This is a genomic window from Bremerella volcania (genome assembly GCF_007748115.1).
Lineage (GTDB): Bacteria > Planctomycetota > Planctomycetia > Pirellulales > Pirellulaceae > Bremerella > Bremerella volcania.
In genome coordinates, this window is record NZ_CP036289.1 from 4,860,037 (window position 1) to 4,871,868 (window position 11,832).

The window sequence follows — 11,832 nt, forward strand, 5'->3', positions numbered from 1 at the left end:
GCTCAAAAGGGAATCTCGTCGGGATCGTAGTCGGGGAATTCGCCGGCAGGCAGCGCGTCCGGCAACGGGCCAAGTTCATGGTCGATGATGCGTTCGTAGGGATCACCAGCGACGGCGCGGACAGTGATGCCAAGCGTCGCAGCCAGACCGCCGCCTTCAATGATCTCGACGGCACGTTGCGCCGAGTCTGGCACCAGATCGGGCGAGCGTTGTCGCCACCACGCCACCGCCTTCTGGCGGGCATAACCTTCGTGCTCGAAGCAGACCCATTCGGATTTGTAGTCGTGCCAGCCGACGCGGTAATCAACGCGGAGAGTCTTTGGATCGTCGTCGCTCGCGCCGCGCTTCGTATGAACGCTGTACACCACATCCTCGACGGGGAACTTCGTCGTGGTGACCTGGCCAGAAAGGATGCCGGCCTCACTGGCTTTGGCATCGTGCTGCTTTCGCTCGGGTGGTGGAAACTCGTATCCGCACTGTGGGCAAATGGCGAAGCCGGCGGCGATCACCGCCTGACAATCGGGGCATTCCTTCGCCGGCGTTTTCCCGTCGCCTCGATCCATCGTCGTGATTTGAATCTCATCGACGGGGCCATGCCGCAGCACGTTGCCGCCGAAGTCCAGCACCAGGCAGTTCTCTTTGCTGGGGTGCAGGCGGAAGCCACGACCGACCATTTGGTAATAGAGTCCCGGTGACATCGTTGGTCGGACTAGCGCCACGCAGTCGATGTGCGGCGCGTCGAAACCGGTCGTCAACACGTTGACGTTGCACAGGTATTTCAACTCGCCGGCCTTGAAGCGGCCGAGTATTGCATCGCGTTCGGCGGTCGGAGTTTCGCCGCAGACGAAACCGCACTGGATGCCGTGCTCGCGATCGAGCGTCTCGACGATATGCTGTCCGTGTTTGACGCCCGAAGCGAAGATGAGGGTGGCCTGGCGGCTGGTGGTGTGCTGAACAATCTCCGCGCACGCCGACTTCACCAGCGTCTCTTGGTCCATCAAGTCTTCGACCTCGTCGGCCACGAACTCACCGCCGCGCACATGCAGCGCCGTGGTGTCGGCCTTCGCCTTGCCGGCCTTACTGATCAGCGGGCACAAGAACCCGTCGCGGATTAACTCGCGGACGCCGACGTCGTAGCAGATATGGTTCAAGAACCCGTCGGGCGTGCAGATGGGCCCGGTCTTCAAACGGAACGGGGTGGCAGTGAATCCGATGATTCGCAGCTCGGGATTGATCACCTTGGCGTCGGCCAGAAACTGCCGATACATGCCGTCGCCTTCGAGCGGAATCAGATGCGCTTCGTCGACCATCACAAGATTGAAGGCGTCGAGTTCGCAGGCCCGCTTGTAGACGCTCTGAATGCCGGCCACGATCACCGGGTGTTCGGTGTCGCGCCGCTTGAGGCCCGCCGAGTAAATTCCGAAGTCGATCTCGGGGCAGACGATTCGCAGCTTGTCGGCCGTCTGCTCGAGCAGTTCCTTGACGTGCGCCAGAATCAGCACGCGGCCGTTCCATTGCCCGACCGCGTCCTTGCAGATGCTTGCCATGATGGGCGTCTTGCCGCCGGCGGTCGGCACCACGGCGCAGGGATTGTCGTCCCGCGCCCGCAGGTGACCATAGACGGCAGCCTTGACTTCTTCTTGATACGGGCGAAGCGTGATCATCTACTCGGACACCTCGTTGATTTGCACAAGCGTTTTGCCGCCATCGAGCGGCTCGCCCTTTTCGATGGCGAGCCGAATGATCTGGCTGTCGTCGTCATACGCGCCGCCATGCTGAAGGGCGTCGAGCAACGCTTTCTGCACGTTGTCGATATCGCGACGGCGGCGGTCAGGCGGATGGACGACGATCGACATCTCCAACGGACCCGCAAGCGGCCGCACCCCGCGGGCCGCGAGGATCGCGCAAACCTCATGGCGGAATGCTCGACCCCCGCGGCTGATGAGCGTCCGTGCTCCTACGCGCCGCCAATAGTGATTCACACTTGGCGGATAGGGCAGTTCGAACTCGACCATCAGGAACGCTTCCAAGGAGGCGTACTGTCGGTCGCAGCCGCAGCGCCGGCGGCGGGCAGCGGCGTCTGATCCTTCTTCGCGTACCCCTTGATCTCGTTGACGATCTCGCCCGTGTCCGTGCGCTTTTTGCAGCGGACATGGATGACCAGCGGCAAGTTGTGCAACTCGGCCGAGTCCTTCGGGGCCAGCACACCGACCGCCCGACAAATTGCGGACAAGTCCGCGCGTGCGATTTGCACAGCAACCGCATTCGGGTGGTCGAGGTTCAGACGCGCCCACAGCAGGCGGTTCTGATGCTCGCCTTCGATGACTTGAAAGGTCATCTGTAGCAGGCTTCCCGTGCCCGCCTTGTTGGCCTTCATCTCGCTCTCGGTGATGACCGCGAGATATTTGCCGGCGGGAATGGGCTCGAAGTCGCCGGTCGGTTCGACTTGGTTGGCATCAAAGCCATTGAGATCAGCCATTGGTATTGGCTCCTTCTGGTTGTTGGTTGTTGGTCAACGATTGGATGAACGCCGCCCACGAGAGCGGCAACTCGTCCGTGATTCCGTAGCGGTTCTTGGCCACGCACGACGGCCCACCGACGCACCGCAGGATCCGTTCGCCGCCGTCCTTGCCGATCGCGTGCGCGATGGTGCGTTTGCGGTTGAAGCCGGCGTCTTCCGACTGAGTGCGGATGCGGCGAGTAGCGAATAGCACCGCATCGCACCACTCGCTGACGAGCGCGGCGGCATGCTTATGCAGGCGGGGTGCGAAGCGGTCGTAGGGCGACGACTCGGGGTCCTCGAACCGTTCGACTTTGGAGTGGGCGATCCGCAGCACGACCATGCCGCGCCCATTGCGGAGCACGTTCAAGTGGTCGACGATTTCGCGCCAATACGTCAGCGCGTGGGTGTAGCCCTTGGCGTAACCGCCATCGACCTTCTCAATTGAGTTGACGCCGTTCTCCAGGCAGAGCTTGTCCCACGCCAGACGTTCCAGCCAATCGAGCGAGTCGATCACGACCGTCTCGTAGCTGTGTTCCTCGCGGCGAAGTTCGACGAGCGCTTCGGCCACGTCCTCGTAGGTCGTGGCCAGCGGAAACTTGTCGCAGTCAATTTCGTCGAGGCCATCCTCAGTTTGAATGAAGATCGGGTTGGGGGCTTGCGCGCCGAACGTGCTCTTGCCGATCCCTTCGACGCCGTACAACAGAATGCGGGGCGGCTTGGCAATCCGCCCTCGCTGGACCTTGTCCATCAAACTCATGCCGCCGCCTCCTGGGGCTGGTGCTCGTGATTTGCGATGCGTTCAACAGTGAAGGCATCCGGCCCGAACTCTCGTCCCATGAAGCCGGTGAACAAGCGATTGAGATCTCGACCGACGGGCGTGCCCGCGTCGACAACGCAGGCACGCTTCGTCGGATCGAGGTAATGAGCCGCATCGAGACGCGTTTGGGCTTCGCCATGCAGGCTTTCCGTCGCCATGACGGCCAGCAGCAGCGACGCTTCGACCTCCTCGATGGGCACGTCTTCTTCAAACGTGTAGCGATACAATTCCTGGGTCATGACTTATCCCTCGTGTCGGAAACCGGGCCTCTATCTGTTGACCTACCCGGTTCCGACGCGAGATGACGACTACGACTCCAAGTAGTCCCGCATGCCGGCCTTTTCAAAGCGCTGCCGGATACGACGCATCCAGTCATTGAGCGTCGTGCGGGGGACGCCCATCTCGTCAGCAATCGCTTGCATGGTCAGCGTCTTGCGCAGCTCCAGCAGCGTCTGCCACGAGTCAGGCAGCGTGGACATCACATCCGCCACATCGACCGCCAACTGCACGAGCTCATCTTCACCGCGCCGGTGCCGACCAAGACGGGCGTCGTGCTCACGCTCACCGATGGTCTGAGCCAACTCGGTCGGCCCCTCCTCGGTGATCTCGATCATCACGTTCAGGGAGATGCGCCCCTGGTGATCGCGCTTCGCCGCCCGCTTGTTACGCAGGATGTTCGCGACATAGCGTTCCACGACCGTGGTGATGAACTTGTTGCGATGAGCCTGGTCGGGATCGAATTTCGGCAGGCTCTGCAGGACACGGACGAAGAGGTCCTGCTCAAGATCTTCGCGGTCCTGCTGGGTGAATCCGGCGCGGCCCATCAATTGCTTGACCTTGCGCCGGATGATGCCTCGAGTAAAACGATCGTCACTGGGATTGAATTCGGCTTTCGCCATTTGAAATTCTCCTCGCCGGCGAGGAGCGGTTGGCGTGGGCCAACGACGAATGGCGAAGGGAATGCAGGCCAACGAAAAAGCGGAGGCGATGCGAGTCGAGCCATGATCGGCGTCGCCCACAGTCGCCTCCGCTTTGCGGCCGGCAAAATGTCAGGTAACAGAAATGAAAAAGAAACGTCACGAAGCGGGTGCCTAACCCCAGTGACTAGGCGGGCACCTCCGTGACGATCATGCGGAACGGCAGGCCGTGCTTGATTTCCAGGACGTCGATCACGCCGTCCTGCAGCTCGTCGAAGAACGCGAACAACTCGACGACCTTCTGCTTGAGAAGGAAGTCCTCTGCGGCGACTTCGGGGCGGGGGCCGTTGTCGCCGCCGAACTTGTGCTCGCGGACGATCACGGGGCAAGGGTCAAGAATCGGCTCACCGCCGGCGATCGACAGATGTTCGATCCGGCCGAAGTTGACGCTCTGCATCAACTCCAGCAAGCGGGAACGGCAGGCAGAGAGATCCTGCTTAGAACGGTGCGGGGACTTGTCGCGCCCCCCGCCGGGCGCTGGCGCGGATACAACCATAGCACTTCTCCTCGTGTAAAGTCGGAATCACCGGGGCGGTGATCCTCACGAGGGAAGTGTCGCTAGATTGGTTGATTTAATCGGTGCGCAAACGGTGCCTAAACGGTTGCGGAGTTTCCTTAGTGGTCCCGAAGTTTGGATGCACGCGAATTACCTTTGTCAGTCAGCCAGCAGCCTCCTCCACGGCCGGTTTTGCTGTTGATCAACTCTCGCGTCTTGAGGTCCGACATAACGCCTTTTAGCGCATTCGGGTCTGTGCCCTCACCCAAGGCTTTGATTGCGATCTCGTCGGTTGGCTTCCTGCGATCCGAATCGACCGCATCCAGTTCAAGCATCGCGATGAGCACGAGTTGTGCGCGATCGGCAAGCGGCTCATCGCCGGCTGGCGACACAGATTCCAGCTCCGCTGGCGACTGAAACTTCTGTGGATCGATGGCCCACCGCCGCAGCCGGACGAATGGAACAAGAACGCGACCCACCGTTGGGCAGGAAATGTACGCGCGCAGTTCCGAGGCGGATGGGGACTTGATGTACTCAACGCTCTCGACGTGATCGTGACCGCAAGCGTCGCAGGCGATTGATTTGGCCGCCTCAATCGATATGAGTGTTCCGTCGGCCACGAATTCCTCCACCAGCCCATCCGGCCAGGTGGATACTTCATCGGCGTCGATGACCGGCGAGTCCGCGCGAATACGGTCACCAAGCGACAAGAGAATACTGGCTCTATCGGGTTGGCCTCCGTTTGCGCCAAGCCCGGATTTGTCCACCGCAAATCGCATCCAAGGCAGCCGCTGTTCCATATCGAGCGCTCGCCAATCTTCCAGCGACAGGCCGCGAGTATGATTCAACACCGACGCGGCCAACGCCGATTCTTCCGCGTCGGAAAGCAGGCCGATGTTGTGGGGATAGTTGCGATCGCATTCCGGCAAGGGGAGCGGAAAGTCCTCTCGACCAAGGAGGCGTGCCGCGAGATCGTGGTACAGGTCGAATGGAGTCATGTTGAAAAAGTGCATCCGATCATGCGCGGTCGATTCCCCACCGACGAAGATACTTCTCGCCGATCAACCGCAGATCTTCTTTGCGACAGCTCTTGAGGTTGCTGGTGTTCGGGTGGGACACTTCGAAAGTCAACGTTTGCTGACGCCCTTGCCCAGTGTGGACAAAGCGAAAATGGAACTGCGCGAGCGTGATGTTGAAGAGGGCGTCCGGCATGTTGTGGCGATTAAGGCACTCGTCCAACATATTGTAAATGGCACTGGGGCCGCCGTCGGGGTCAGCCTCAAGCGTGATTCTACGCTTGGCCCCGCCCAACACTGACAGTCGCAATTTGCGAACCTGAACTTCTTCGATGCCGTCGCCGGGGTCGGTGTCGAGTGCGGTCTGCAGAAAGTCCCGTGACTTGAGGCCATTCAATTCATAGGGATGGCCGAGCGGCGACTCCGGCGGCAATTCCTGATGTAGGAGCGTGCGGCAGAAGATGGTTTGCAGCGACTCTTGCACCACCTTACCGCCCTGCGCGAAGACGTCGAGCGTTCCGTCGACCGGATCGAAGAGGAAGACAATCTCAAAGGCCGGCCGCTGCGGGCGTCGCACGAATTGCCCGTGCTCGTCGTGCCCAAGATAGGTGTCGGCATAATTGTCTGGATAGGCGAAGAAGTAGTGGTAGCGATCCACTCGCAAGTAAGTGTCGACGGTGCAGCGGTGCCCGCGTCCCTCGTTCTGCCTGAAATACGCGGAGATCGCATCGCGGAACTGATCAAGCGCTGCCAGCGACACATCCGGCTGCTGGAGCGGCATGTTGCCACGGTGCCGCCAATAGCGACGTGAAAGAGAATGTGCGTGGTGGATCGTTCCGGCAACTTGAAACACCCGCGGATGCGTGATCGCGACATGCATCGCCTTGTCGCGGAAATTGCCGAGCGCGTCCAATTCCGTGGCAAGATCAAGACCGTGGAATAGGCCTTCGTCGATGAGAGTCTTGACGCCTTCCTCGGAGGCCAGCGCCTCGGCTTCCTCGAACGTCCGCTCAATCTCAAGACGTTGTGATTCGGGCAGGTTCTGCCAACCGTCGTAAACACATTCGATGTCGTGGTTGGCGAGATCCGCCCAAGGCAGTTCCTGTAGGACACCCAGGTCGCCAAAGCAGGCCTGCAGAATTTCATTCGAAGTCTGGCGCAGAAACGTTCTGGGCGTAAAATGAATAGTAGCCATTTTTCACTCCTTTGCCTGTGGCTCTAGGAAGTAAACTGCCGCCAAGTCTCAAATCGGTCTTGATTTGACAAGGGCCGGGCGAGCATCCGCGTACACTGAACAGTAAACACTGATTCTACAAAAAAATGCTTTCTCGCATAGTGGGTATTTAGAACAGCAAATTCTCTTTTTCACGCAGTAGGAGCTTCATGCCCTCCAGACGTATCCGCATCGCGTCGGGCGATACCTCAAACGTCGCGGCCAGCGGCCGACTGGCATGCTCCAGCAGCATGTTGGCTTCGGCATTGTCGCCCGATTTGAACCCGCCGCGTCGTAAAACCTCGGCCGTCAGAATCTGTTGGCGTTTGGCCTGCAGATCGTCGAGGTAGATCGGGTCCATACTGCCACGCCATTCGTGCCAGGCACGTTTGACCATCTCGCGCGGCATCAACAGGCATGAGGCGAATCGGTTGGCTTGGTACTCGATCGGTTCCGTATCGCTCGATCGGCAGATGTATTCGGGCCGCTCGACGTTGTCCGGCAGCAAAGTCAGCTGATTGGCCCTCCGCAGGAAGAGGTGTCGATGCAAACGCCAATGGCCAGCTTCATGGGCCAACGTGAAATGGTAACGCCCGAGCATCGAGGGATTGTCGGTCGGTTCCAGTCGATGGTCGATGCCGACTCGGCGATCATTGACCCACAACGCGCCGTGGACATCGCTGACGCCGAAGAGCTGCTGCATGTCGTCGAATGTGAGGTGGAGTTGTAGATACAGCTCGACAATCTCGTCGATGGGAATCGGGGGCGCGGTGACCTGGCCGTGCTGGTTGCCGTATTCCGCAAGCAGCAGCGCAGCTTCGTCCTCGAACTCTTGGTCCTTCATGAACCGCAACTTCGGGCCGGGTTTCGATACGCGTTTGGCCATAATCTACGTCTCCTCGTCTCTACCTTCTTCCTTCATGCGTTCAGCATCTTCGCGTAGCCGGCGTAGCTGATCGCCTGTCAAACCTCGCACGGCGCGAAGCAGGTCGGGTACCTCAGTCGGCGATTCGTGAATAATAGCAGGCAGGTCCTCCGTTAATCGCCCCGCCAACGCTGTCCACTCGTCCACACTCTCTTCGAGGATTTCCGCCATCCGCTTTACGCGATCGGCGGTCGGCGGATCGACGTTCATCTGCTCAACCTGCGAGAGGTACGTCGGGCTGACGCCTACCAACTGGGCGAACTTCCGCAGGCTGTAGCCCTTCTCGATTCGTTTTTCGCGAAGCAATTGCCCGAACGGTTTTTGCTTTGGTTTCTTCTTGGCCATTCTACAGTTCCCCTCGGAATGCACGGTCAAGAATTGACGGGAGCAGTGCATCTAACTGTGCTGACTGATCGTGCAGCGATTGTAGCTCGCTCATCTTTCGGCGAACGTTGCGAAGTTTGACCTGAGCTTCGTTGGACGGCAGCGGGAGTTCATAGTTCAAGAAGTCCTTAGGGTTCAGTCGCTTGCGGCGAACATTGGTGCCGGTGCTGGCTCCACTGAGAAGCGGCCATACAGAGGGCGACCGGAAATACACATCCAGCACTTCAGGAAACACACGATCCTCGTTAATTGTGAATACGGGAAACTCGGGTGAGACAAAAAGCCCGTCGCAAGTGTTTGGGACAACGGCCAACGCGCCCTCCCAGGCCATCAACTTCGGGTAGACAAATTCTCCTTCGCGAATTTGTGTCAATCGCTTGTAGGCGAAGTCGTTTCCTGCCTTCACTTGACCGCGAAATACTCCGCGGCCGAAGCAGTAGACACCGGCGAAGTGATATGTCTTCGTGGGAACAACGTCCACGTCAGGCTTGCGCCAGGTCACCAATTCGTGCATGGGTGTCAGCGTTGGCGGTCCGAACTGTTCATCTCTCAGAATAGCCCGACAAAGTTGATCGCATTCTTTATTTGCGCTTGTCCGCAGCGACTTGGCTTCACCAATCTTGTCTGCGATGCGGTCGATTTGCGCCACGATCGTCTCTTGTTGCGCAGGAGTAGGAAGTGGCACCTCAATGGTGAGAAATTTCTCGGGACGAATGCGATTTTTCCCACTGCTCCCTTGGGAAAGTGCGTCACACTTTTGCCAAAGTTCGCGAGCCTTGGAATACCAATGAAGCCAGCGCGGCAAAACGCAATCACGACGACATTCAAATGTTGGAAACTCATTTGAACCGACGCATCCGGCGACCTCAGCGGGGACGACTGCGACGGACCCGTGACGAACCCAAATCTTGTTGATGATCAAATCATCCTCTCGAACTTCATTCAGCGTCTTGACTGCGGTTTCACTGCCGTCGATCGTCTGACGCTCGTATGCGCCTTCGCCCCACCACTTCACCCCGAGAGTTCTGTAAGTCTCACCTGGAACAACGGATACGCTACGTTGCACAGGCGTTACGATTTCGGATAGCGCGACTAGTGGCCAACCGTTTGAAGTTGTCATACTTTCGCCTCCGTGAGTTCAGACTTGATCTCTTCCATGATCTCAAGGATTCGACGCTCTTTCGCCAAGATGTCATCAGCTAGCTGCTGAGGAGGCAGATGTTCCATAGCCTCGGCGCTCTTCGGATTCTTGAGGTCGAGATTGCATGCTACGAGCGAATCGGACTCGTCGTACTCCAATACCTCGTCGGCGGATACGCGCCACGCGTAGTCGTTCTCGCGGCGGCGATTAAGCTGGAACCATCGGATGCAGTCCGTGAATTCGTCGAATTGAAGCGGCTTGGTCTTTGTGTAGTTGCGACGCCCCTCCGGCAATGGAACCTCGTAATACCAAATGTCTTTGGTCGGCCCCGACCTATCGAAGAACAGAAGGTTCGTCGGGATTGCGGTATAGGGGGCGAACACGCCGTTGGGCAGCCTCACGATCGTATGAAGATTGAACTCTTTGAGCAGTTCTTCTTTGATGCGAGCGCAAACGCCGTCGCCGAACAGCGTGCCATTGGGTACGACGATTGCTGCGCGGCCGCCCCGTTCCGACTTTGCAGTGGGTTTGCGTAGCTTACGCATGATGAGTTGCAAGAATAGCAAGGCCGTTTCGCTGGTCCGTTTGTCGGCAGGGAAGTTCCCGCGAATGCCAGCTTCCTCCTCGCCACCGAATGGTGGATTCGTCAGGATCACGTCCACGCGGTCCTTCGGTCCCAACTCCGTAATCTTCACGGCCAAGCTGTTGCCATACTGAATGGCTGGCGCGTCAAGCCCGTGCAATAAAAGATTCATTTGCGACAGCATGTAGGGGAGCGGTTTGGCCTCGCCACCATGAATACTCCGCTGCTGAAGAACCTTGCGGTCCTGCGCCCGATTGCACTGTTTTTCCAAGTGGGCGAACGCTTCGGCCAAGAATCCACCGGTCCCACAGGCCGGGTCGAGCACGACCTCGCCGAGCTGTGGGTTCGTTACCGCCACCATGAATTGAATGACTGGGCGCGGTGTGTAGAACTCGCCGGAATCGCCGGCGGCGTCCCGCATCTCGCGGAGCATCGACTCGTATAGCCGAGCAAGCGTGTGAATCTCCTCGGATGAATCGAAATGTATGCCGTCGACGAGGTTGACCACGTCCCGCATAAGGTAGCCGGAGATCATCCGATTGTTCACGCCCTCAAAAACCGTGGCAATCACGTCGCGCCGCCGATCGCCATTGGATGATCGCAGACCGCGCAAGTAGGCCAGTAGGCCAGCTCCTCGCTTGCCGTCGGGTCGAACGGCATCTTCCTGGTTCACGAAGGCGATCAGTTCGTCGCCAGTGATGCCGTCCTTCATCGCCGCCCAATCGCGCCAGCGGTATGGGGCTTCGACGGCCGACTTGTACTTTTTGCCAGCGATGCCCGCGCGGGCCTCTTCCAACCTTTCGCGGTCGTCGAGGAATTTCAGGAACATGATCCAGGTTAGCAAGGGGAGGCGATCCAAGTCGCCGTTGAGGCCCTTGTCTTTCCGCATGATGTCGCGCGCGGATTTGATGAGAGTAGACAATTGCTGTGCCGTTGTTTTTGGCTGTTCCGCCTTTTTGGGCTTCTTGCGTGTTGTCTTCTTAGCCGTCTTGGCCTTTTTCTTCGCCATGTGTTCAGTTCGCCTTACTATTCCAATGGTCCCATAGTCCGTCGTCGGCTCTTCCAGTCGCCCCCTTGGGTCGGCGACCTTCCCAAATCATTACAGCGAGCTTCTCGACAGCCCCTGCATGCTTTGGGTCCCAGCCCAAGCGAATCAGTTGCTGGCGAATCAACTCTGGCGTCACGCCCTCCTGCTTGTGGTAGAGCGTTTCCAAGGTTCGGATCGCACTCGCGCGATCGCTCGGATGCCAATGCCTGTATTGAGATTCACTCCATGAGTAAGCGAGTCGAGAGCGATGAATGCTGCACCTGTGGTCGGCTCCGATTGCTGCGTCTCAGGAGCAGCGTCCTGACCAAGCTCTGTTGCATGCCAAGTTTGAACCCACTGGTCACAGTCGCCGTCGCTCCAGGGAACATACAAAACAGAGGCGTTCCCCGAGATGCCGTCGACCACATCCAACAATTCTTGGCCACCATATATCGCAAGAATCGGACCGTCGAAGTTGTAAGTCTTGTTTCCCCTCAAGGTCATCAGTTGCAGCGTTATGCCCTGAACGGTTGCCGTGCCACTTTTTCGCAATTGATTGAACAGTCCTGCGATCTCAGTCCAATTGGCGATGTTCTCAAGGTTGCCTTTCGTCGACACGGCGACAATGCCGACGTTGCCAGCCTGTTTTGCCTCAGCCAGTAGCCACTGGACGCCGCGAATTACCGCTTGGTCTTTTGGACCCGTTGAAGAAATGAAGTGAGAGTTGCCCTTGCGAGTCATGAGATTTCC

14 protein-coding genes are annotated in these 11,832 nt (G+C 58.6%); all 14 read right to left on the minus strand.

The features are described 5' to 3' along the window. Positions 1-2 precede the first annotated feature (2 nt). Positions 3-1,664 carry a DEAD/DEAH box helicase gene (locus Pan97_RS19240; RefSeq protein WP_144975421.1) on the minus strand — a complete coding sequence of 554 codons (1,662 nt, stop codon included), beginning with the start codon at positions 1,662-1,664 and terminating at the stop codon, positions 3-5. Further along, on the minus strand, positions 1,665-2,015 hold the full coding sequence (locus tag Pan97_RS19245) for a RusA family crossover junction endodeoxyribonuclease (RefSeq protein ID WP_144975423.1): 351 nt from the start codon (positions 2,013-2,015) through the stop codon (positions 1,665-1,667). Further along, positions 2,015-2,479, minus strand: a complete 465-nt coding sequence (locus Pan97_RS19250) for a DUF669 domain-containing protein (RefSeq protein ID WP_144975425.1) — start codon at positions 2,477-2,479, stop codon at positions 2,015-2,017. The genes Pan97_RS19245 and Pan97_RS19250 overlap by 1 nt, the downstream gene beginning before the upstream one ends. Beyond that, the gene (locus Pan97_RS19255; RefSeq protein ID WP_144975427.1) at positions 2,472-3,260 is read right to left on the minus strand and encodes an ATP-binding protein; all 789 of its coding nucleotides are present in this window, start codon (positions 3,258-3,260) and stop codon (positions 2,472-2,474) included. Before Pan97_RS19255 ends, Pan97_RS19250 begins: the two co-directional genes overlap by 8 nt. Then, the gene (locus Pan97_RS19260; RefSeq protein ID WP_196782155.1) at positions 3,257-3,559 is read right to left on the minus strand and encodes a hypothetical protein; all 303 of its coding nucleotides are present in this window, start codon (positions 3,557-3,559) and stop codon (positions 3,257-3,259) included. The genes Pan97_RS19255 and Pan97_RS19260 overlap by 4 nt, the downstream gene beginning before the upstream one ends. Before the next feature lie 69 nt (positions 3,560-3,628). Continuing rightward, positions 3,629-4,219: a sigma-70 family RNA polymerase sigma factor gene (locus tag Pan97_RS19265; protein WP_144975429.1), complete on the minus strand. Its 591-nt coding sequence runs from the start codon at positions 4,217-4,219 to the stop codon at positions 3,629-3,631. 205 nt (positions 4,220-4,424) lie between these two features. Further along, the gene (locus Pan97_RS19270) at positions 4,425-4,793 is read right to left on the minus strand and encodes a hypothetical protein (RefSeq protein WP_144975431.1); all 369 of its coding nucleotides are present in this window, start codon (positions 4,791-4,793) and stop codon (positions 4,425-4,427) included. A gap of 119 nt (positions 4,794-4,912) precedes the next feature. Further along, positions 4,913-5,791, minus strand: a complete 879-nt coding sequence (locus tag Pan97_RS19275; RefSeq protein ID WP_165698860.1) for an Rrf2 family transcriptional regulator — start codon at positions 5,789-5,791, stop codon at positions 4,913-4,915. 19 nt (positions 5,792-5,810) lie between these two features. Then, the gene (locus tag Pan97_RS19280; protein WP_144975435.1) at positions 5,811-7,004 is read right to left on the minus strand and encodes a hypothetical protein; all 1,194 of its coding nucleotides are present in this window, start codon (positions 7,002-7,004) and stop codon (positions 5,811-5,813) included. A 148-nt stretch (positions 7,005-7,152) separates the two neighbouring features. Beyond that, positions 7,153-7,908, minus strand: coding sequence for an ImmA/IrrE family metallo-endopeptidase (locus Pan97_RS19285; RefSeq protein ID WP_144975437.1), 756 nt, complete (start codon positions 7,906-7,908; stop codon positions 7,153-7,155). A gap of 3 nt (positions 7,909-7,911) precedes the next feature. Continuing rightward, positions 7,912-8,292 (minus strand): helix-turn-helix domain-containing protein, encoded by a 381-nt coding sequence (locus Pan97_RS19290; protein ID WP_144975439.1) that lies wholly within the window; start codon positions 8,290-8,292, stop codon positions 7,912-7,914. 1 nt (position 8,293) lies between these two features. Next, positions 8,294-9,451: a restriction endonuclease subunit S gene (locus Pan97_RS19295; RefSeq protein WP_144975441.1), complete on the minus strand. Its 1,158-nt coding sequence runs from the start codon at positions 9,449-9,451 to the stop codon at positions 8,294-8,296. Beyond that, positions 9,448-11,064 (minus strand): class I SAM-dependent DNA methyltransferase, encoded by a 1,617-nt coding sequence (locus tag Pan97_RS19300; RefSeq protein ID WP_144975443.1) that lies wholly within the window; start codon positions 11,062-11,064, stop codon positions 9,448-9,450. The genes Pan97_RS19295 and Pan97_RS19300 overlap by 4 nt, the downstream gene beginning before the upstream one ends. A 171-nt stretch (positions 11,065-11,235) precedes the next feature. After that, the gene (locus Pan97_RS19305; RefSeq protein WP_144975445.1) at positions 11,236-11,823 is read right to left on the minus strand and encodes a hypothetical protein; all 588 of its coding nucleotides are present in this window, start codon (positions 11,821-11,823) and stop codon (positions 11,236-11,238) included. Between the last annotated feature and the right edge of the window lie 9 nt (positions 11,824-11,832).

What these genes read in the sequence shown, in the direction of transcription:
- Pan97_RS19290 (WP_144975439.1), bottom strand. Translation starts at nt 8,292, where the DNA reads ATGGCCAAGAAGAAACCAAAGCAAAAACCGTTCGGGCAATTGCTTCGC.
- Pan97_RS19255 (WP_144975427.1), bottom strand. Translation starts at nt 3,260, where the DNA reads ATGAGTTTGATGGACAAGGTCCAGCGAGGGCGGATTGCCAAGCCGCCC.
- Pan97_RS19305 (WP_144975445.1), bottom strand. Translation starts at nt 11,823, where the DNA reads ATGACTCGCAAGGGCAACTCTCACTTCATTTCTTCAACGGGTCCAAAA.
- Pan97_RS19280 (WP_144975435.1), bottom strand. Translation starts at nt 7,004, where the DNA reads ATGGCTACTATTCATTTTACGCCCAGAACGTTTCTGCGCCAGACTTCG.
- Pan97_RS19245 (WP_144975423.1), bottom strand. Translation starts at nt 2,015, where the DNA reads ATGGTCGAGTTCGAACTGCCCTATCCGCCAAGTGTGAATCACTATTGG.
- Pan97_RS19270 (WP_144975431.1), bottom strand. Translation starts at nt 4,793, where the DNA reads ATGGTTGTATCCGCGCCAGCGCCCGGCGGGGGGCGCGACAAGTCCCCG.
- Pan97_RS19250 (WP_144975425.1), bottom strand. Translation starts at nt 2,479, where the DNA reads ATGGCTGATCTCAATGGCTTTGATGCCAACCAAGTCGAACCGACCGGC.
- Pan97_RS19275 (WP_165698860.1), bottom strand. Translation starts at nt 5,791, where the DNA reads ATGACTCCATTCGACCTGTACCACGATCTCGCGGCACGCCTCCTTGGT.
- Pan97_RS19295 (WP_144975441.1), bottom strand. Translation starts at nt 9,451, where the DNA reads ATGACAACTTCAAACGGTTGGCCACTAGTCGCGCTATCCGAAATCGTA.
- Pan97_RS19285 (WP_144975437.1), bottom strand. Translation starts at nt 7,908, where the DNA reads ATGGCCAAACGCGTATCGAAACCCGGCCCGAAGTTGCGGTTCATGAAG.
- Pan97_RS19265 (WP_144975429.1), bottom strand. Translation starts at nt 4,219, where the DNA reads ATGGCGAAAGCCGAATTCAATCCCAGTGACGATCGTTTTACTCGAGGC.
- Pan97_RS19240 (WP_144975421.1), bottom strand. Translation starts at nt 1,664, where the DNA reads ATGATCACGCTTCGCCCGTATCAAGAAGAAGTCAAGGCTGCCGTCTAT.
- Pan97_RS19260 (WP_196782155.1), bottom strand. Translation starts at nt 3,559, where the DNA reads ATGACCCAGGAATTGTATCGCTACACGTTTGAAGAAGACGTGCCCATC.
- Pan97_RS19300 (WP_144975443.1), bottom strand. Translation starts at nt 11,064, where the DNA reads ATGGCGAAGAAAAAGGCCAAGACGGCTAAGAAGACAACACGCAAGAAG.